General features: G+C 63.1%; 17 protein-coding genes. 7 read left to right on the top strand and 10 right to left on the bottom strand.

All coding sequences use genetic code 11. The features are described 5' to 3' along the window. The first annotated feature begins 73 nt into the window (after positions 1-73). From phaC to GCN75_RS23815, 3 genes are all read left to right on the top strand, one after another. Positions 74-1819 (top strand): class I poly(R)-hydroxyalkanoic acid synthase, encoded by a 1746-nt coding sequence (gene phaC / locus GCN75_RS23825; protein ID WP_193317631.1) that lies wholly within the window; start codon positions 74-76, stop codon positions 1817-1819. A 225-nt stretch (positions 1820-2044) separates the two neighbouring features. Next, entirely contained in the window at positions 2045-2608 is a 564-nt protein-coding gene (gene phaR, locus GCN75_RS23820; RefSeq protein WP_092709520.1) for a polyhydroxyalkanoate synthesis repressor PhaR, read from the top strand. Positions 2609-2806: 198 nt separating this feature from the next. Then, positions 2807-3397, top strand: coding sequence for a nucleotidyltransferase family protein (locus tag GCN75_RS23815; protein ID WP_152284600.1), 591 nt, complete (start codon positions 2807-2809; stop codon positions 3395-3397). 72 nt (positions 3398-3469) lie between these two features. On the opposite strand, the gene GCN75_RS23810 is transcribed toward GCN75_RS23815, so the two are convergent. Beyond that, entirely contained in the window at positions 3470-3679 is a 210-nt protein-coding gene (locus GCN75_RS23810) for a DUF1203 domain-containing protein (protein ID WP_205412523.1), read from the bottom strand. Positions 3680-3719: 40 nt separating this feature from the next. Further along, on the bottom strand, positions 3720-5252 hold the full coding sequence (locus GCN75_RS23805) for a beta propeller repeat protein (protein WP_152284599.1): 1533 nt from the start codon (positions 5250-5252) through the stop codon (positions 3720-3722). A gap of 295 nt (positions 5253-5547) precedes the next feature. On the opposite strand from GCN75_RS23805, the gene rimO reads away from it, so the two are divergent. Beyond that, positions 5548-6903, top strand: a complete 1356-nt coding sequence (gene rimO / locus GCN75_RS23800; RefSeq protein WP_193317217.1) for a 30S ribosomal protein S12 methylthiotransferase RimO — start codon at positions 5548-5550, stop codon at positions 6901-6903. A 97-nt stretch (positions 6904-7000) separates the two neighbouring features. Then, the gene (locus GCN75_RS23795) at positions 7001-8167 is read left to right on the top strand and encodes a cystathionine beta-lyase (protein WP_152284598.1); all 1167 of its coding nucleotides are present in this window, start codon (positions 7001-7003) and stop codon (positions 8165-8167) included. Positions 8168-8213: 46 nt separating this feature from the next. Here the strand turns inward: GCN75_RS23795 and GCN75_RS23790 are convergent, their stop codons facing one another. Further along, on the bottom strand, positions 8214-8576 hold the full coding sequence (locus tag GCN75_RS23790; protein ID WP_152258857.1) for a DUF4870 family protein: 363 nt from the start codon (positions 8574-8576) through the stop codon (positions 8214-8216). Positions 8577-8661: 85 nt separating this feature from the next. On the opposite strand from GCN75_RS23790, the gene GCN75_RS23785 reads away from it, so the two are divergent. Beyond that, on the top strand, positions 8662-10539 hold the full coding sequence (locus GCN75_RS23785) for a serine hydrolase domain-containing protein (RefSeq protein ID WP_193317630.1): 1878 nt from the start codon (positions 8662-8664) through the stop codon (positions 10537-10539). Here the strand turns inward: GCN75_RS23785 and GCN75_RS23780 are convergent. From GCN75_RS23780 to GCN75_RS23755, 7 genes are all read right to left on the bottom strand, one after another. Continuing rightward, entirely contained in the window at positions 10534-10809 is a 276-nt protein-coding gene (locus GCN75_RS23780) for a hypothetical protein (RefSeq protein WP_152284596.1), read from the bottom strand. The two genes, GCN75_RS23785 and GCN75_RS23780, sit on opposite strands and share 6 nt — an antisense overlap. After that, complete coding sequence (locus tag GCN75_RS23775) at positions 10806-11660, bottom strand: DUF692 domain-containing protein (RefSeq protein ID WP_193317629.1); 855 nt, start codon at positions 11658-11660, stop codon at positions 10806-10808. The genes GCN75_RS23780 and GCN75_RS23775 overlap by 4 nt, the downstream gene beginning before the upstream one ends. Next, positions 11650-12573, bottom strand: a complete 924-nt coding sequence (locus GCN75_RS23770) for a TIGR04222 domain-containing membrane protein (protein ID WP_193317628.1) — start codon at positions 12571-12573, stop codon at positions 11650-11652. The genes GCN75_RS23775 and GCN75_RS23770 overlap by 11 nt, the downstream gene beginning before the upstream one ends. Then, a complete protein-coding gene (locus GCN75_RS29325; protein ID WP_193317627.1) occupies positions 12570-13298 on the bottom strand; it encodes a nucleotidyltransferase domain-containing protein in 729 nt (242 codons plus the stop codon). Before GCN75_RS29325 ends, GCN75_RS23770 begins: the two co-directional genes overlap by 4 nt. A gap of 110 nt (positions 13299-13408) precedes the next feature. Beyond that, the gene (gene serB / locus GCN75_RS23765) at positions 13409-14251 is read right to left on the bottom strand and encodes a phosphoserine phosphatase SerB (RefSeq protein WP_152284627.1); all 843 of its coding nucleotides are present in this window, start codon (positions 14249-14251) and stop codon (positions 13409-13411) included. A gap of 55 nt (positions 14252-14306) precedes the next feature. Next, positions 14307-17750 (bottom strand): transcription-repair coupling factor, encoded by a 3444-nt coding sequence (gene mfd, locus GCN75_RS23760; protein WP_152284593.1) that lies wholly within the window; start codon positions 17748-17750, stop codon positions 14307-14309. Between the two features lie 87 nt (positions 17751-17837). Continuing rightward, positions 17838-18782, bottom strand: coding sequence for a 5'-nucleotidase (locus GCN75_RS23755; protein ID WP_152284592.1), 945 nt, complete (start codon positions 18780-18782; stop codon positions 17838-17840). Between the two features lie 340 nt (positions 18783-19122). Here GCN75_RS23755 and GCN75_RS23750 point away from each other — a divergent pair. Further along, positions 19123-20824, top strand: a 1702-nt coding sequence (locus GCN75_RS23750) for a methyl-accepting chemotaxis protein (protein ID WP_226941536.1), incomplete at its 3' end; no start/stop codon positions are given.

Below are 20824 nucleotides of genomic sequence, written 5' to 3'. Positions count from 1 at the left end.
CAGTGAGTAAGAGTTTGCATGCAGGTGGCCCAGAAGTAATTATTTATTAATTCTTGAATGGATTTATATAGCTATGAATATGCCCGATCCTCAAATGATGACCAAGGAATGGATGGCGCAGATCAGCAATCCTGAGCAGTGGAAGACGTGGTTCAACATGGTACCGCAGCCCGCCGGCAATCCGATTGCCGGCATTTTGCAGGATGCGGGCGCCAGCATCAAGCCGGAAGCGATCGAGCAACTGAAAAATGCCTACGTGGCCAAGCTGACGGGCTTGTGGGCTGACTTTATGGCCGGCAAGACGCCGGAACTGAAGGACCGCCGCTTTGCCGCGCCCGCCTGGCACGCCAGCCCCCTGTCGGCCTTCAATGCGGCAGCCTATCTGCTGAACGCGGAATTTCTCAGCGCCATGGCCGACGCCGTGGAAGCGACGCCGCACCAGAAGCAAAAGATTTCATTTGCCGTGCAGCAAATCGTCGACGCCATGTCGCCCGCCAACTTTCTCGCCACCAATCCCGACGCCCAGCAAACCCTGATCGAGACCAAGGGCGAAAGCCTGGCCAAGGGCTTGAGCAATATGCTGGCCGACATGGGCAAGGGCCGCATCTCGCAGTCCGACGAATCGGCTTTCGAAGTAGGCCGCAACGTGGCCACCACGCCGGGCACCGTGGTGTTTGAAAACGCCCTGTTCCAGCTGATCCAGTACACGCCAAGCACCCCCACGGTACACCAGCGGCCGCTGTTGATGGTGCCGCCGTGCATCAATAAATTCTATATCCTTGACTTGCAGCCGGAAAACTCGCTCGTGCGCTATGCGGTAGAGCAGGGCAATACCGTGTTCCTGATGTCGTGGCGCAATCCGGACATGAGCATGCAGCACCTGACGTGGGACGATTACGTCGAGCAAGGCGTGATCGAAGCCATCAAGGTCACGCAGGACATTTCCGGCCAGGACAAGCTCAACATGTTCGGCTTTTGCGTGGGCGGCACCATCGTCTCGACGGCGCTGGCCGTGCTCAAGGCGCGGGGCGAGAATCCGGCCGCCAGCCTGACCCTGCTGACCACCTTCCTCGATTTCTGCGACACGGGCGCGCTCGACGTCTTCATCGACGAACCGCAGGTGGCGCTGCGCGAGCAGACCCTGGCCAAGGGCGGCCTGATGTCGGGCCGCGACCTGGGCAGCACGTTTTCCAGCCTGCGTCCGAACGACCTCGTGTGGAACTATGTGCAGTCGAATTACCTGAAGGGCAAGGAACCGCCCGCGTTCGACTTGCTGTACTGGAATGGCGACGGCACGGGCTTGCCGGGCCCCATGTTCTGCTGGTATCTGCGCAATACCTACCTGGAAAACAGCCTGAAAGTGCCGGGCAAGCTGACGGTGGCCGGCGAAAAGGTCGACCTGAGCAGCATCGACGCGCCCGCCTTCATCTATGGTTCGCGCGAAGACCATATCGTGCCCTGGGGCGCGGCGTATGCGAGCACGGCCTTGCTGAATCCGAAAAAACCGAAAGCCAACCGCTTCATCCTGGGGGCGTCGGGCCACATCGCCGGCGTGATCAACCCCGCGTCGAAGAAAAAGCGCAGTTACTGGAGCAATGACGCAGGCAAAGGCGCGCGCGCGGCGAAAGCCAAGCCCTTGACGGCCGAGCAATGGATGGAAGGCGCGACGGAGCACGCGGGCAGCTGGTGGCCCGAATGGGCGGCCTTCCTGGCCGAACATGGCGGCGCCCAGGTGAAGGCGCCAGGCAAGCCGGGCAACAAGCGCCACGCGGCAATCGAGCCCGCGCCGGGGCGGTATGTTAAAGTCAGGGCAGACTAGTTTATAAAAGCTGCTCGCCAGGCAAGGCCGGCGTAATCTCCGGTCTTGCCAAGAACTTACTTTTAGTTGCGTTGCAATAAATGCGGGAATCTACTACCCTGATGTGCAATGGAGCCGTTTTCCACTCTATAATGGAAAAAGTAGGCAGGTGCGAAAGCGGACCGACGTTCGCTTTTTTTTCGGATTAACTCTGTACGCGCTGCGGCGCAATAAGTGGAACTTGTGATGAGTAGTGCAAAAAAAAGTATAGACCGCCTGATTAAAAAATATCCCAACCGCCGTCTGTATGACACGCAAACCAGTTCCTACATCACCTTGACGGACGTCAAGCAGCTGGTGTTGGACAATGAAGTGTTTACCGTCGTCGATGCCAAATCCAATGAAGATTTGACTCGCAGCATTTTGCTGCAAATCATTCTGGAAGAGGAAGCGAATGGCGCGCCCATGTTCTCGAGCAGCGTGTTGTCGCAGATCATCCGCTACTATGGCCACGCCATGCAGGGCATGATGGGGTCCTACCTGGAAAAGAACGTGCAGGCGTTCACCGATATCCAGCACAAATTCACGGGCACGTCGGCCGGCAGTTTCGAAGGCAAGCCATTCAGCCCGGAAATGTGGACGCAGTTCATGAATGTCCAGGGCCCGATGATGCAAGGCATGATGAACAACTACATCGACCAGAGCAAGAGCCTGTTCGTGCAGATGCAGGAACAGATGCAGAACCAGAGCAAGAATCTGTTCGGCACGTTCCCGTTTGTGCCGCCTGTCCCGCCGACGGACAAAAAATAAGCTGATCCGGTTTTTACGTTGCACAACGGCACAGGAGTTCCTGTGCCGTTGTGCGTTCAGGCGCCATATCGCCTCGGTGTGCCGGGTTTTGATCGGAGCATGGTGCAACCATTTTTCCTTGATGGGCAGACGCTGTCCGGCAAGGATGACATCGCAGCGTTCGTTTGATATGCAACTGCAGGTCCACGAGGAGTATATATGGCGCTGCTTGAGCAATTGCAGGCAATGATTGCAGCCTATAATGAGCGTATGCATGTCCTTCGTCTTGTCAGAGAACTTGATCTGCCCGATTGCTGGGTTGCTGCGGGATTTGTGCGATGCTGTGTCTGGGATCATTTGCACCAACGTTCGCCTTCGCCAATGCCTCACGATATCGACGTCATCTGGTACGACCCAAGCAAGGCGACACAGGCGCATGACGCCATGCTTGAGTCGAGTTTAATAGCACGGGACGGCACGCTGGGCTGGTCGGTAAAGAATCAGGCGCGTATGCATGAACGCAATGCGGACCTGCCTTACCTGACCGCTTCCGATGCCATGAGATACTGGCCGGAAACCGCCACTGCCGTGGGTGTGCGACTCAATGACCTTGCAGGCATCGATATAGCGGCTCCTTTCGGCCTGCATGATCTTTTCGATCTGGTGGTCCGGCCGACAGAGCGATTTCTGACAGCGAAGCAATCGGTCTACGCAGGCCGCGTGCGTGGCAAGAATTGGCAAGGTACCTGGCCCAAGCTACGTATTGAATTCCCAGGTGCTGCTTCCTGCCGTGCTTTGGAACCGGACTGAGCAAGCTCATAGCCTGCATTTGATGATAAGCGATGCAGGAGCCTGAGAATCGCACATGCAATCCATTGCTACCTATGCCCGGTCAACCCGGACAGCGTAGCAACCGCGTCTGGCGTTGTGGACGTGGATATAGCTGACTTCCTGATTGCCAAAGATCTGCTCAATCAGGGTTTCAATCGACGTGCCTTCCACCACATATTCAGGCGCGTCCGCCATCCGGCTCTTGCTCTGCAAGTTGATCCAGGCAGACGGCACGGATGCCGCCTGGTAGTCATCGTTCACATCGGGTGGGCATGGCATTGTCGACTGTCGGTTAGAACTTTCACTTCATGCTTTCGGCAGTCCAGCTTTTACCGCCGTCGTTCGATATTTCAAATTGCGCCGGCACGCTCCAGCGCATTACTTTTCCCAGAATGGCACCCGATTTAAGCGGGGTCAACTCGCGTGATTTCGGTTTGGCGTCCAACAGTGTCCACGTTTTGCCCATGTCGCTACTGGCATGTAAGGTCGTATCGCTCATCAGACTGCTTTCAAAACGCAGCAGAGTGCCATCGGTACGCTGAACCAGCGGAATGTGGCTAGCGGTGACCTCTTGCCAGGTTTGACCTTGATTCACTGAAACGAAAGCATCTCTGGAGGTGATCGCAAATGGCCCGTAACCTTGTGTTATGAGGCTCCACATGCCGCTGCCGCTGATGCGCATCGCATCCACACGGCGATCGGGCATTGCCCGCTCTGACCACTGGCCACTGGCGTAGTCGTAGAGGTGCAGCGTTCCTTTCGTCGACGTGTAGGCAAAGCCTGTGCCGATATCGCGCAGCCAGAACCAGGTGTCCTGGTTCAGGAGCCATTTCCCCAGCTTCTCACTGCGTACCTGATTCCACTCGCCGCGCTCGAGACGGGCGGAATGATAAATCGTGACTTCATTGTTACGCTGGACGGCGACATACCAGCCAGCGTCCATATTGCCAGCCAGTCCGACCAGATTGCCATAGGGAAGGTTGCCAGTGTCAATCGGTTCAAGCTTGTTCTGTCCCGGCGCATGGCGCAGCAGGGTGCCGAACTCGCCGAAGGCCAGCAAGTCTGCATCCGGCATTTGCACCGGCTGCACGCAGTTCAGCGTCTCTATTTTGTCGCTGGCCAGTTGTTTCCATGTTCCCTCAGGGCTGCGCCACAGCACTGTGCCCATGCGGGTTGCGGCCGCCACGCTGCCGTCTGGTAGCTCCGTCACGCATTCGGCGCCGGTGGGGCGGGCCATGGCGACTTCCTCAGCGCGATCCGTATCACTGCGCGATCCGGACCAGCTGACTGTCTTTTCGGGTGCAAACAGCTTCAGGTGCTCGGGAGAATAGCGTTCGAGCAGTGTGCGGTTGTCTCGCACCCGCACGCTGCGGCCGACCAGTACACGCTCGCCATAAAGAGGAGTGACGATCAGGCGGCCCAGATCGACCGGCTTGCCTTCGTCCACAGTAAATAAGCCCAGGCCGCCGCCCATTTTGATGTAGCGGTTTGATTTGCCGGCGTCGGCCAGTTGACTGAAGTAGTATTTCCCCGGTGGCAGGGTCCCCATGAAAAGAGTCGTGTCGCGCGCCATATCCTTGGCAACCTGGTTCAGGATATATTGCTGCAGGACCAGGCTGGACACTGCGTCTCCGCTACTCAGGCGGCCCAAGGTGATCTGGCCCAATCCGTTCACCGCATCAGTGTTGGCAGTAATGCTGACAGTAACGGCTGTACCTTCGGAGGGCACGCCGACGCTGAGAGGGCGCTGCACATGCGTTGTGACACAGCCACCGAGCATCAGCGCAGAGATGGCTCCTGCAAAAACGTTGGCAACGAAATTTTTGATGAGCATTTTATTTCCACAGTGCAATAAAATCTTATTATAGCGAGACTGTGTATGAAATAACAAGTACATTAGTCAAGTATGGGCTGCAGCCAGATATGGAATGCGTGAAAGAATATGCTCAGGGCAGGTCGCCCGTGGCTCCCACCGTTGCATATCCCGCAGCAAAACCAGACCGCCACTGACAGCTAAGGGCGGCTCGGGGTACAATAGCCGATTCGCCTCACCATTTTACTAGCTGCCAACTATGTCTGAAATTCACCGTATTCCCGTTCCTTCCGCCAAGCCAGAGGCCATGCTGGCCATGCCAGGTGCGGCGCCGAAAGTGGGCTTTGTCTCGCTCGGCTGCCCGAAAGCGCTGGTCGACTCGGAACAAATCCTGACCCAACTGCGCGCCGAAGGCTACGAAACGGCGAAATCCTACGCTGGCGCCGATCTGGTGATCGTCAATACCTGCGGTTTTATCGATGCCGCCGTGCAAGAGTCGCTCGACGCCATCGGCGAAGCGCTGGCTGAAAACGGCAAAGTGATCGTCACGGGCTGCCTGGGCGCCAAGAAAGATGCTGCCGGCGACGACATCATCATGAAGGTGCACCCGAAAGTGCTGTCCGTCACGGGCCCGCACGCGCTGGCCGAAGTGATGGATTCCGTCCACTTGCACCTGCCGAAGCCGCATGCGCCTTTCCTCGACCTGCTGCCGCCGCAAGGCGTCAAGCTGACGCCGAAGCACTATGCCTACCTGAAAATTTCCGAAGGCTGCAACCACCGCTGCAGTTTCTGCATCATCCCGTCCATGCGCGGCGACCTCGTGTCGCGTCCGATCGGCGAGCTGATGATGGAAGCGGAAAACCTGTTCAAGTCCGGCGTCAAGGAATTGCTGGTCATTTCGCAAGATACTTCGGCCTACGGCGTGGACGTGAAATTCCGTTCCGGCTTCTGGAATGGCCGTCCCGTGAAAACGCACATGACGCAGCTGACGGAAGCGCTGGGCGAACTGGCCAAGTCCTACGGCGCCTGGGTGCGCTTGCACTATGTGTATCCGTACCCGCACGTGGACCAGATCATCCCGATGATGAGCGGCGGCCACATCCTGCCATACCTGGACATTCCCATGCAGCACGCGCACCCTGACGTGCTGAAGCGCATGAAGCGTCCGGCCAGCGGCGAGAAAAACCTGGACCGCATCCAGGCCTGGCGCGCCATCAATCCGGACCTGACCATCCGTTCGACCTTCATCGCCGGTTTCCCTGGCGAAACGGAAGCGGAATTCGAGTACTTGCTGGACTTCCTCAAGGAAGCGCAGATCGACCGCCTGGGCTGCTTCGCGTATTCGCCTGTCGAAGGCGCGACGGCCAACGAGATCGCCAACCCCGTGCCGGAAGAAGTGCGCGAAGAGCGCCGCGGCCGCGTGATGCTGCTGCAGGAAGAAATTTCCCGCAAGCGCCTGCAAGCCAAGGTCGGCAAGACCGTGCGCGTGCTCATCGATGAAGTCACCCGCTCCGGCGGCGTGGGCCGCTCGTCCGCCGACGCGCCGGAAATCGATGGCGTCGTCTACGTCAAGCCGCCATTCGAACCGCACCGCAAGCTGGCCGTGGGCCAGTTCGTCGACGTGACCATCACCTCGGCCGATGCGCACGACCTGTGGGGCGCTGCGGAGTAAGCAGGTGTAACAACAGTACGGCAGGCAAGGGCATAAGCCCTTACAATCAAGGCGGACCAGCACAGACTGGCCCGCCCTTTTTTTTGCCGATGACGCCATGACCACTATCAAATCCCCCCAGACGGCGCTGATCCACAGCGATTACCAGGCGCCGCAAGGCTTTGCCGCGTTTCCCAACGCCATCCACCACGCATCCACCGTGCTGTTCAAGGACGTGGCGGCCATGCGCTCGGGCGACTGGAAAGAGAAGAATGCCTACACGTACGGCTTGCACGGCACGCCTACCACGTTCACCCTGGAAGCGCGGCTGGCCGAGATCGAAGGGGGCACGCACTGCCTGCTGGCGCCGTCGGGCCTGGCGGCCATCGCCATGGCGGACTTTGCCCTGCTGAAGACGGGCGATGATGTCTTGCTGCCGGAAAATATCTACAATCCGAATCGCGAACTGGGACGCTGGCTGGCGCAGGATTTCGGCATCACGGCCCGCTATTACGACCCGCTGATCGGCGCCGGCATCGCGGCCCTGATCCAGCCAAATACCAAGCTCATCTGGACGGAAGCGCCCGGTTCCGTGACCATGGAAGTGCCGGACTTGCCTGCCATCTGTGCGGCCGCCCATGCGCGCGGCGTGCTGGTGGCCCTGGACAACACCTGGTCGGCGGGTCTGGCCCTGCGCGGCTTTGACCTGGGCGTGGACATCATCATGCAGGCGCTGACGAAATACCAGTCGGGCGGCTCGGACGTGCTGATGGGCGCCCTGATCACGCGCGAGCGGGCGCTGCACGAGCGCCTGGCGCAGGCGCACATGCGTCTGGGCATGGGCGTGGGGGCCGATGACGCCTACCTGGTGCTGCGCGGCTTGCCCACCATGAAGTTGCGCTTCGACGCCCACGACGCGGGCGCGCGCACGGTGGCCGCCTGGCTCAAGGAGCGCAGCGAGATTGCCACGGTGCTGCATCCGGCATTCGACGATTGCCCGGGCCACGCCATCTGGCAGCGCGATTTCACGGGTGCGGGCGGCCTGTTTTCCGTGCTGTTCGACGCCCGCTACACGGAGCAGCAGACGGACCGCTTCGTCGATGCCTTGCAGTTGTTCAAGATTGGCTACAGCTGGGGTGGCGCGAACAGCCTGGTGATGCCGTACCGCATCGCGGCCATGCGCAAGGGCTGGAAGCTGCCGGGCCAGCTGGTGCGCCTGAACGTGGGACTGGAAGATCCGCAGGATCTGATTGCCGATATCGAACGGGCGTTCGCGGCGATGTAGGGGCGTGCGGGCCAGCGCAAAGGCTTGCCCGCACGCAACGTCAACCTTACATGGGCACGGGTTTGTTATTGTTCAGGTCGAGGAAGCCGCGCAGCAAGCGGTAGGCTTTCCACAGCCAGGCCACGCCCCACACGACGAGCGCCAGCGGAATGCCGATCAGCGTGATCCACAGGATGGCGCCGACGACGATCCAGGCCACATACCACCAGAAGGAACGGATCATCCAGCTGTGATGGCTGTACACGAAGGTCCCGGCCGCCTCGTCCCGCTTCACGTAATTGATGATGAGCGGAATGAAGGAAAACGCGCCCAGCGAAAACACAAAGCTGGCGCCATGTATCAGGTACAACCACCAGGCCAGGTTCCTGGTCTGCTGGAGTTGGGTATCCAAAATAATCTCTTGTGACATGAAAGCTCCCGTCGTTGCTCAATTTTTAATTGTAACAAGCAAAGCGGCGCAGGGGCGCAGTCCATGGAAAAGGCAGAATACATTGTTGAAACGAGATCGCTACCCCACCTTGGCCGCGCGCGCCAGCGCATGGCTGCGCCGCGCCTTGCCGGCCTTGCTGCTGTGTGCCACGGCGGCCCATGCCGCCGGCGCCCCCCTGGAGGCGGAGTTTGCCGCCGGCTTGAAGGAAGAGGGCCTGGCAGGCGCCGTCTGGAGTGAAGTCTTGCCCGATGGCACAGTGCGCACGGGCGCCGCCGGCGTGCGCGATACCGCCAAGCAAATACCCATGCAGGCGGACACGCGCGTGCAAGTGGGCTCCGTGGGCAAGGTGGCGCTGGCGCTGGGCGTCTTGCGCCTGATCAGCGAAGACCGGCTCACGCTCGACACGCCCTTGCAGCAGGTATTGCCGGAACTGGCGCTGAAAAACCCGTGGCAGGCCAGCGACCCCGTGCGCATCCGCCACCTGCTGGCGCATACGTCCGGCCTCGACAACGTGCGCTTCTGGCAGGCGTTCAGCCTGAACCCCGCGCCGGACACGCCGCTGGCCGAAGCCTTCGATGGCGGGCGCAACCTGCTGCGCGTGCGCGCGCGTCCCGGCAGCCGCTATGCGTATTCCAACATGGGCTATGGCTTGCTGGGCATGGTGATCGAGAAGGTCACGGGCCAGCCATATGAACGCTACCTCGATGCGCAGTTGCTGCAGCCGCTGGGCATGACGGACAGCACGTTTGCCTTTGTTACGCAAGTGAGCACGCAACTGAGCGCGCAGGCGGACCCGCGCCTGGCCATGGGCCACTTCGAACATGGCGTGGCGCAGCCGGCCGTGCCCCAGTATTTGCGTCCGGCCGCGCAATTTACCACCACGGCGGCCGACATGGGCAAGCTGGCGCAATTCCTGATGGGCGACGGCAAGCTGCAGGACAAGCGCTTCATCGACCTGGCGCTGATGGGCGCCTTGTCCGAACCGGCCGGCACCGATGCGGCGCAGGCGGGCCTGGAAACGGGCCATGGCCTGGCACTGGCCGTGCGCGACCGCCACAATGTGGTGGGCGCTTGCCACCCTGGCACGGCCGTGGGTTTTCGCGCCATGCTGTGCATCTATCCGGAGCAGGACAGCGCCTTTTTCGTGGCCTTCAACACGGATGCGGAAGCAGCCGACTATGAACGCTTCAACCGCCTGCTGCTGCGCGACCTGGAACTGCCCTTGCGCGCGCCGGCCCCGCACGGCACGCCCGCACCCACGGTGGAAAACTGGCAGGGCGTCTACGTGCCGTCGCCCAGTCCCATGGCCAGCATGGCCTGGGTCGATGCCGTCTTCGGCTTCACGCGCCTGAAATGGGATGGCGAATCGCTGTTCCTGATCCCGTTCCAGGGCGAGCCGAAGGAGCTGGAACCGGTGGGCGGCCTGCTGTTCCGCGCCAGCGACCGCAGCACGGCGTCGCACGTGCTGCTGCAGGAAGATGGCAAGCATATCCTCAGCGACGGCTTGCGCAGCTATGAGCGCGCGTCGATGCTGCGCATGCTGGTGCTGTGGGGCAGCCTGGCCCTGGGCGCGGCGGGCTTGCTGTACGTGCTGCTGGTGGGCGTGTGGCGCGCCGCGCGGCGCAGCCTGGCGCGGGGCGACCATCTGTTCGCGCCGCTGCTGTCGATGCTGGCGCTGCTCCTGCCCGCGCCATTCTTTTACTTCCAGTCCTATCTGCGCCTGGGCGACGTCACCATCGCCAGCGTGCTGCTGGCGCTGGCGACGGGCGCGCTGCCGCTGGCCATGGCGTTCGGCCTGGCCCGCTGCTGGCGCAGCCGCGGCACGGCGGCCGAGGCGGGCTCGCTGGCGAAATGGGATTGGGTGGCCTTGCTGGCGGCCTTGCAACTGCTGCTGGTGCTGGCCTGGTGGGGCTTGCTGCCGCTGCGGCTGTGGCAGTTATAGTCCTGTAGACCGCCGGAGCCAGGCCGGCAGCAGCCGGCGCCACCCGTGCCGCGCCGCCCCGGCCTTCTTGCCGTGCGCGGCCCGCTTGGCGCGGTAGCTGGCCGCCGCCATCTGCAGGCCGATGCAGTCCATCGCCGCCATCGCATCCGCTTCCTGCAGCGACAAGCCATGCAGCAAGGCTTGCGCACGGGGCGCCAGCAGGAAGGCGGCACGCAGGGCGTCGTCCGTGTACAGCCTGGCCAGATACGTTTCCAGTGCGGGAGAGCTCATGCGCGCCGCCCCGCGCGCAAGGCGGCGTGCGCCAGTTCCAGCTGGTCCAGCACATGTTCGAACGACGGGTAATTGCCGTCGCGTTCGACGATCACTGTCAAGGGCTGGGGCGCATGGCGCGCCAGCAAGGTCAGTAAATCGAAGACGGCGGGCGGCACGTCGTGCAGATGGTCGTCCAGCAAGCGCTGGCCGCCGCCCGGCGCATCGACCCAGTGGCCGCCGCTCAGGTGCACGGCGGCCACCCTGTCCAGGGGCAGCCGCAGCAGCAGTTGCTCCGGCGCCTCGCCGAAATTGACGGCGTTCGCATACAGGTTGTGCAGGTCCAGCAGCAGCGGCACCTGCGCGCCGTCAAGGATGTGCGTCAGCCATGCGGCTTCGTCCAGCGTGCTGGCCGGCGGCCGGACCAGGGTGGCGATATTTTCCATCAGGGGCGCGCTGCCGACGAGGCGCGTGGCCAGCGCTATATTGGCGATGGCGCCGGCGGCGCTGTGCGGCGTGCGCGGCGGCGCTGCCAGGTGGCCGATTTCGACGCCGCCCGCGCGCACGAAACTCAGGTGCTCGGACCACGATTCCGCTTGCACCGTCTGCATCAGGCGCGCCATCGCATGCAGGCGGCGCGGGTCGGCGGGAATGCTGGACGCCAGCCCCATGCCGACGCCGTGCAGGCTCACCGGCACCTGGCGCGCCAGGCTGCACAAGGCGGCGATGCCGGCGCGCGGAGCGTGGTAATAGTCGTCGGCGATCACTTCCAGCACATCGATGTGCGCCAGGTTGGACAGGATGCCGGCAGCCAGTTCGCCGCGCCAGCCCAGGCCCACGCGGTCGCGCGCGGACTCCTTGTCAGCTGCCACAGCCGCCGCCACCGCCGCAACCGCCGCAGCCGCTGCCGCAGGAAGATCCGCCGCCGTCGCCCGACGAGCCGCCGCCCGAGTCGCCCGTGCTGCCGGACGACGAATCGCTGCCCGTGTTGTGCCGGGCCACCGGGTACAGCTGGGCGACATACGCGTACACCGACGGCGGCAGGGCACCGAGGCCGAAGATGGCCGCCAGCAGGGCCATGTCGGCGCTGTTGCTGCCCGCCTGCAGGCGCGACGAACGCATGTTCAGCCGGCCGAACAGCATGCGCAGGTCGGTCAGCAGCCGCTGTGCGCTCCAGCTGGACCGCCGGTTGCGCAAGCCGCGCAGCATCAGCAGGAATACCGCCAGCAGCAGGGCCAGGAACAGCAGGTTGTAGTGCTGGCGGCTGATGGCGATGACGGCCTTGACGGCGGCCACCGTCAGCAGCAGCCAGTGCGCCGTCCACGTGATGCGTTCGCGCCGGCGCAGCAGCGGCGGGCCGACCAGCAGTTCCTGCTGCGTCAGGGTCTCCAGGTAGGCGCGGCACGAGGGCAGCATCTCGGCCTGCACGGCCAGTTCCTTGCTGTGGCCCTGGCGGCCCAGGTACAGCCGCAGCACGTCGCGTTCGATGTCATGGCTGGCGAAGCGCAGGCTGTCGGCGCTGGCCGTTTCCAGCAAGGGGCCGTCGGCGCGCAGCAAGCCGCGGTCCACCAGCACGATGGCGGCGATCTTCACCGCCTCGAGGGCGCCGCCGCGCAAAAAAGCGATGCGGTAGGGATCGTCGGCCAGCGACAGCTGGGCATGGGGATTGCGCAATTCCTGGCGGATCAGCAGCTCGCGCGCCAGATACAGCACGAGCACACCGAAGACCAGGTAGGCGAGCAGGAACCACGGCCCGCTCCAGTCGAACGGATTGGGGCCGTTCACCGCATCTGCTCCGCGTGCTCGCGCAAGCGTTCGGTAATCGCCATCAGGCTTGTGAAGGCAGGCAGGGCCTGGCCCGGCGCCAGGCGCGCCGTTTCGCGCGCCGCCGACATGGCTTGCAAGGCTGCGTGCAGGGCCGGTTCGCCCAGCTGGTCGACAAACGCTTCGAGCGCCTGCTTGCCGGACAGCCCGGACTTGCCCTCCAGCTGCGCCAGCGACGCCGCGGACGAGCGCAACGGGCCGGCCGCGTCGGCGATGGCGCCGGCCAGCTGCTCTTCGTTGAGGCTCAATAGCAGATACCGTTCACGCATGCGCAGCTGCTGGTTCAGCAGCACTTGCCGCAGGCGGCGCAGCACGGCGTCGCGGTTCGTGCGCAGGCTGGCGAAAGGGTCTGCGCCATGCAGCACCTTGTGGCGCGCGATGATGTCGGCGAACTTAACGGCGAAGGCGTCGGCGGCCTGCGTCAATTCGCTTTCGAGCAGGAACATCACCTGCAGGTCGATGGCGGCATGCGCCAGGCGCAATGGCCCGCGCAGCGCATCGGCCGCGGGCGGCGTGAAGCGCTTGAGCAGGAGCAGCAGGTTGACGTCGGAGGTGGCGCGCACCTGGCCGTCGGCGGCCGAGCCAAACAGCACGGCGGCGACCAGGTCAGGGCCAAACGTGTTGCGCGCGGCGGCGACAAACACCTCCAGGTGGCGTTGTATTTCTTCGGGCAGCGGTGGCGGCATGCGGTGTTCTTTCACGATGGGCTGGCAGGACGATCACAAGTTTGCAATATAGCAAAAATATGCGATCGTGCGCGCGCCGCCGGATGCCGCCCGCTCAGGCCTGCATCAAATCATGCCAATACGTTGAGCAAGCCATCGAGTCCCACGAAGTTCAGCGCCACGTCGGCTTGCGAGCGCACCACGGGCTTGGCGCGGAAGGCCACGGACAGGCCGGCGATGCCCATCATTTTCAAGTCGTTGGCGCCGTCGCCCATGACGATGGCTTCGGACGGGGAAATGCCCAGCTCCGCGCATACGCGCTCCACAGTGCGCTGCTTTTCCTCGGCGTCGACAATCGCGCCGATGACCTTGCCCGTGAGCTTGCCGTCGACGATTTCCAGCTCGTTCGCGTGCGTGTAGTCGAGGCCCAGGCGTTCCTTCAGGCGCTCCGTGAAGAAGGTGAACCCGCCCGACACCAGCAGGGTTTTCAGGCCCGCCTTCTGCACGGCCGCCAGCATGGTTTCCGCGCCCGGCGACAGTTTCAGGCGCTCGTCGTAGACGCGTTGCAGGGCGGCCGCGTCGAGGCCCTCGAGCAGGGCCACGCGCTGCGTCAGGCTGGCCGCAAAATCGAGTTCGCCCCGCATGGCCGCTTCCGTGATGGCCGCCACCTGCGGTTTCAAGCCCTGCATGTCGGCGATTTCATCGATGCACTCGATGGTGATCAGGGTCGAATCCATGTCCATCGCCACCAGCTTGAACTCGCTGAGTTCGCGCTGGCCCATCATGTAGGTGACATCCAGCTGCGCCGCCTGTGCCGCCACTTCGATGGTGGGGCGCAGCGCGGGCGAATAGGCGATCTTTTCGCAGCGCACGGCGTTGGGACCCAGGTGCGTGATGGACGTGGGCGCGGCCAGCGCGGCGATGCGCTCGAGGCGGGCGCTATCGCCGTCGAGGCCCTGCAGGATCAGATTCATGGTGATGGTCTTGGTATTGGTCATGGGTCAGCCCTGCATAAATGATAGGAATAGTCTAAACCGTCAATTGCTTGATGGTGGTCTTGATCTGCGTCACGCGCGCGGCCAGGTCAGGCATGGCGGCCGTGATTTTCAGCTTGTCCTGTCCATGCAGCTTGATATGGCGGTTTTTCTGGATCAAGCCGATGATGCGCATGGGGTCGATGGGCGGCTTGGCCATGAATTGCAGGGTAGCCGCCTCGCCATGCACGTCGATCTTGACGATGCCCACGGTTTTCGCCGCGATGCGCAGGCGGTGCGTCTCGACCAGGGCCTTGACGGCGTCGGGCAGCTTGCCGAAGCGGTCGATCAGCTCTTCCTGGATATCGTCGATCTTGTCCTGCGTGGCGCAGTTGGCCAGGCGCTTGTAGATCGACAGGCGCTCGTGCACGTCGCCGCAGAAGTCCGCCGGCAGCAGGGCCGGCACGTGCAGGTTGATCTCCGTCGTCGAGGCCAGCGGCGCGGCCAGGTCCGGTTCCTTGCCCGCCTTGAGCGAGCGCACGGCTTCGTTCAGCATGTCCGAATACAGCTGGAAGCCGATTTCCGTCATCTCGCCCGACTGGCTCTCGCCCAGCACTTCGCCGGCGCCGCGGATTTCCAGGTCGTGCATGGCCAGGTAAAAGCCGCTGCCCAGTTCTTCCATCTGCTGGATGGCGTCCAGGCGGCGCTGCGCCAGTTTCGTCAGGCCCTGCACGTCGTGCACCAGCAGGTAGGCGTAGGCCTGGTGATGCGAGCGTCCGACCCGGCCGCGCAGCTGGTGCAGCTGCGCCAGGCCGAACTTGTCGGCGCGGTGCATGATGATGGTGTTCGCCGTCGGCACGTCGATGCCGGTTTCAATGATGGTCGTGCACAGCAGGATGTTGAAGCGCTGGGCGACGAAGTCGCGCATGACCTTTTCCAGGTCGCGCTCGTGCATCTGGCCGTGCGCCACGGCGATGCGGGCCTCGGGCAGCAGTTCCGTCAGCATGGCCAGGCGGTTCTGGATGGTTTCCACCTCGTTGTGCAGGAAGTAGATCTGGCCGCCCCGCTTGAGTTCGCGCAAACACGCTTCGCGGATGATGGCTTCGCCTTCGCTGCGCACGAACGTCTTGATGGCCAGGCGCTTTTGCGGCGCCGTGGCGATGATGGAAAAGTCGCGCAAGCCTTCCAGCGCCATGCCCAGGGTGCGGGGAATCGGCGTGGCCGTCAGGGTCAGTACGTCCACTTCCGCGCGCAGGGCTTTCAGCGCTTCCTTCTGGCGCACGCCGAACCGGTGTTCCTCGTCGATGATGACCAGGCCCAGGCGGGTAAACTTCACGTCGTCGGACAGCAGCTTGTGCGTGCCGATGACGATGTCGATGGTGCCGTCGGCCATGCCCTTGAACGCCTGCGTGATCTCCTTGCCGCTGCGGAAGCGCGACAATTCCGCGATGCGCACGGGCCAGTCGGCGAAGCGGTCGGCAAAGGTTTGCGCATGCTGCTCGGCCAGCAGGGTGGTGGGCGCCAGGATGGCCACCTGCTTGCCGCCCATCACGGCGATAAATGCGGCGCGCAAGGCCACTTCCGTCTTGCCGAAGCCGACGTCGCCGCACACGAGGCGGTCCATCGGTTTACCGGAAGTCATGTCCTTGATGACGTTGTGGATGGCCTCGGCCTGGTCCGGCGTTTCATCGAAGCCGAAGCTGTCGGCGAAGCGCTGGTAGTCGTGCGATGAGAATTCGAACGAGTGGCCCTGGCGCAGCGCGCGGCGCGCATACAGGTTGAGCAGCTCGGCGGCCGTGTCGCGCACCTGTTCGGCCGCGCGTTTTTTCGCTTTTTCCCACTGGCCCGAACCGAGCGAGTGCAGCGGCGCGTCTTCCGGCGAAGCGCCCGAATAGCGGGAAATGACGTGCAGCTGCGAGACGGGCACGTACAGCTTGGTGTCCTTCGCGTATTCCAGGTGGAGGAATTCCGTCTCGCCTTCGCCCAGGTCCATGCTGGTCAGGCCCATGTAGCGCCCGATGCCGTGGTTGATGTGCACGACGGGGTCGCCGATCTTCAGTTCCGACAGGTCGCGCACCATCGACTCGACCTGCGTCACGCCTTCCTGTTTCCTGGTGCCGACCCTGCGGCCGGAGCCGGCATACAGCTCCGTCTCCGTGATGAAGGATAGATTGCCTTCCGGCGTGAACAGTTCGAAGCCCGCGTGCAGCGGCGCCACGCCCAGCATCAGCTTGGCGCTCGATTGCAAAAAGCCGTCGCAGCCTTCCACGGGCGCCAGGTGCAGGTCGTATTCGGTGAAGTACTGCTGCAGGGTTTCGCGGCGGCCGTTCGATTCGGCGCAGATCATCACGCGGCGGCCCGCTTGCAGCAGGTAGCTGCGCAGGTTGGCCAGCGGATCGTCGGCGCGGCGGTTGACGGCGATATTCGGCACGGGCGCCGACAGTTCGGACGCCAGCGCATCGTTCGATTTGGCGATCGCCAGGCGCGGATACGGCTTGGCCAGGCCGAAGAACTGTTCGTCCGACAGGAACAGCGATTCGGGCGGCAAAATCGGCCGCTCGCGGTCCGCCCTCAGGAAGCGGTAGCGCGACTGCGTATCCGTCCAGAAGCGCCCGATGGCAGAGTCGATCTCGCCCACCAGGGCCAGCGAGGCGTCGGGCGGCAGGTAGTCGAACAGGGTGGCCGTCTGTTCGAAGAACAGGGGCAGATAGTATTCGATGCCGGCCGAGGCGATGCCGCTGCTGATGTCCTTGTAGACGACGGAACGCGACGGGTCGCCTTCGAACTGTTCGCGCCAGCGGTTGCGGAACGTGGTGCGTGCCGCTTCATCCATGGGGAATTCGCGTCCCGGCAGCAGGCGTACCTCGTGCACGGGATACAGCGAGCGCTGGGTGTCGGCGTCAAACGTGCGGATGGTCTCGATGGTGTCGCCGAACAGGTCGAGCCGGTAGGGCAGGGCCGAACCCATGGGGAAGAGGTCGAGCAGGCCGCCGCGCACCGAATATTCGCCGGGCGACATCACTTGCGAGACGTGGCTGTAGCCGGCCAGGGTCAGCTGCGACTTCAATCGCGCCTCGTCGAGCTTTTCGCCCTTCTTGAAGAAGAAGGTGTAGGCGGCCAGGAACGAGGGCGGCGCCAGGCGCACCAGCGCCGTGGTGGCCGGCACGATCAGCACGTCGCACTGGCGCGTCTGGATTTCGTGCAGGGTGGCCAGGCGCTCGGAGACCAGGTCCTGGTGCGGCGAAAAAGCGTCGTAGGGCAGGGTTTCCCAGTCCGGCAGCAGATGGCAGCGCAGCTGCGCGCCGCCGAACCACGGTATTTCATCGAGCAGGCGCTGGCCGTCGCTGGCCTGCGCCACCACCACGGCCAGCATCTGGCCCCGCGCTTTCAAGGCCAAAGCGGCCAGCGCCAGGGCATAGGCGTCGGATGAACCATACAGGGCGGGCAGCGCGTAGCGGTTGCCGGGCTTGGGGAGGGCTTTTTTTAAGTCTAAGGACATGCAGGCGATGACACTAGTGGCAGAGGCAGTTGAGTGGGACAGCTGTGGTGCGCGCCGCGCCGCCAGTGACGGCGCTGACAGGCAGGATTATAGACCATCGCCCGCGCGCGCATTCGCAATCCCGAAGGGGACGTGGACCATGGGGATGGTGCCGCCCGCCGATTTCAGGTGGCTCAGCTGGTCGTCGAAGAAGATATGCGGCTTGAACACGGCCAGCACGCGCGATTTGTCCATGCCGCCCAGGAAAAACGTCTCGTCGGCCGCCACGCCCCAGCTTTTCAGGGTCGTCACCACGCGCTCGTGCGAAGGCGCGTTGCGCGCCGTGATGATGGCGATGCGCAGGATCTTTTTATAGCCGGGGTCGCGCCGCTGCGCCCTTTCTTCCAGGCGCTGCATGGTGGCCAGCTTCTGGAACAGGCCGGCCAGCGGGCCGGGGCGGTGCGGCGTGCCCACGTTCAGGGTTTCGTGGGCGTGGAATTCATCGACGTCGTTGTTGCGCTTGAATACGGTTTCCGCTTCGTCGTCCGCGATCACGCCGTCGAAATCGAAGGCCACGCGCAGTTCTTCGTCGTTTTCGTCGTCTTCCGTGCGCGACGGCAGCACCAGGCCGGCCGGATAGTCGCAGGCCAGCGCGCTGCGCACGTCGTCCTCGTTCGCGCTGAGGAAGAGCGAGGCGTTGAAGGCGGGCAGGTAGGGATACGGCGACTTGCCCGTCATGAAGGCCGCGCGCGAAATATCGAGGCCGTAGTGGGCGATGCTGTGCATGACGCGCAAGCCCGTTTCCGGGGAGTTGCGCGAAAATAGCACCACTTCCACGGGCGACTGGCGCGGATAGTGCTTGTTGATGTTCAGGAAACGGCGGATGAAGGGGAAGGCCACGCCGCGCGGCAGCACCGTGTCGATATGCGCTTCCTGATACTTGCGGTATTCCTCGGGGCCGTTGTCGAGGTAAACCTGGTGCGATTCGGCCAGGCCGAACAGGGCGCTGGAAGCGACCCCGATCACCAGTTTGTGTTCGATAGGATAAGCCATGGTCTGCCTGTGGTTTGCTTGTTGCTCATCTTATACGACTATCAACTGCGCAGCCAATAGCGGCAGGGCAGGATTTCTTGCCCCAAAGCGTGGTATTTCCCCATTCGGCGATGCCGCTGTGCAAGGCGCGCCACAGTAAAGAAATAAATCTTGTTTTGTATCAAGTATGTATCAGCCAGAAACATATTTTTCCTCTATGCTTCCAGTTATAAAATCTAGCCAATTGTAACGAAGCGTTTGCCCCATCCCCGCCACCTTTATACAAGTGTCAGCCGTTTTACTCGAACATGCCAGCCCCAACCTCGCCAGCAGTCGTCGTGACTTTATAAAGGACCTAGCCATGTTTAAGAATTTACTGATCAAATGGAAGTTGGCGACGCTCGTTGCCGTGATGATGGCGGCCCTGCTGGTCGTCGGCATCTGCGGTTATTCGGGCATCGCCACCGTGGGCGACGCCGTCAATGAAATCGGCGTGGTGCGCCTGCCGTCGATCCAGGGCCTGATGATGATGAACGAGGGCCAGACGGCCGTTGCCGCCGCCACCCTGACGGCCGCCATCTACGAAAATAATTACCAGGCACAGGACAAGTTCGCGGAAGCGCTGCAGCTGCGCACCAAGGCCTGGAGCAATATCGAGGCGGGCCGCAAACTGTACGAGCCGCTGCCGCAAACGCCCGGGGAAGCCGTGCTGTGGAAGCGTTTCCTGGAAGAGTGGGCGGCCTGGAAGGGCGACGACGACAAGGTGCGCGCCATCCTGCGCCAGCTGGCCGACAACCGCGACGAGCAGCAGCAAAAGACCCTGTTCGTGGCGTTCTACAAGCAGTACCAGAATTCGCGCAGCCTGTTCGGCAAGGCCGAAGCCACGCTCAACGAGATCATCAAGCTCAATAACGGCGTGGCCGACGCCAGCGTCAAGGATGGCAGCGCGGCCGTCGTGCGCTCGGAAAGCCTGATGCTGATCATGGGCTTGCTGGCATCGGCGCTGGGCATCGGCTGCGCCGCCTACATCACGCGCGCCATCACGCAGCCCATCAATTCGGCCGTAAAAGTGGCGCAGACGGTGGCTTCGGGCGACCTGACCAGCCGGATCGAGGTGCACACGACGGAAGAAACGGGCCAGCTGCTGCAGGCGCTGAAGGACATGAACACCAGCCTCGTGAACATCGTCGGCCAGGTGCGCAGCGGCACGGAGACGATCGCCACCGCGTCGTCGCAGATCGCCAGCGGCAACCTGGACCTGTCTTCGCGCACGGAAGAGCAGGCCAGTTCGCTGGAAGAGACGGCGTCGTCGATGGAGGAGCTGACGTCCACCGTGCGGCAGAATGCCGATAATGCCCAGCAGGCCAACCAGCTGGCGCTGAGCGCTTCCGGCGTCGCCGTCAAGGGCGGCGAGGTGGTGGGCAAGGTGGTCGAGACCATGGATGCCATCAACGATTCCTCGCGCAAGATCGTCGACATCATTTCCGTCATCGACGGCATCGCCTTCCAGACGAATATCCTGGCCCTGAATGCGGCCGTGGAAGCGGCGCGCGCGGGCGAGCAGGGGCGCGGCTTTGCCGTGGTGGCCACCGAGGTGCGCAATCTGGCCCAAAGATCCGCCGGCGCAGCGAAAGAAATCAAGACCCTGATCGGCGACTCCGTGGTGGCCGTCGACGCGGGCAGCAAGCTGGTGGCCGAGGCGGGCAGCACGATGGCCGAAATCGTCTCCAGCGTGCAGCGCGTGACGGACATCATGGCGGAAATCAGCCTGGCCACGCAGGAGCAAAGCTCGGGCATCGACCAGATCAACCAGGCCATCGGCCAGATGGACCAGGTGACGCAGCAGAATGCGGCTCTGGTGGAGGAGGCGGCCGCCGCGGCCGAATCCCTGCAGGAGCAATCGGGCCAGCTGGCCCAGGTGGTCAGCGTCTTCAAGCTCGATGGCGCACAGGCGCCCGCCGCGCGCGCAAACGCGGGCCGAAGGTGGTCTCGGGCGACACGTCCGAAGCAGCGCATCGTTGCCGCCATCGAGAACAACCAGCCAGGCAGACTTTTTTTTGTCC

Source organism: Janthinobacterium violaceinigrum (genome assembly GCF_009208555.1).
Lineage (GTDB): Bacteria > Pseudomonadota > Gammaproteobacteria > Burkholderiales > Burkholderiaceae_D > Janthinobacterium > Janthinobacterium violaceinigrum.
Note: the sequence above shows the minus strand (reverse complement) of the source record. Positions and strands in the feature narration are given on the sequence as shown.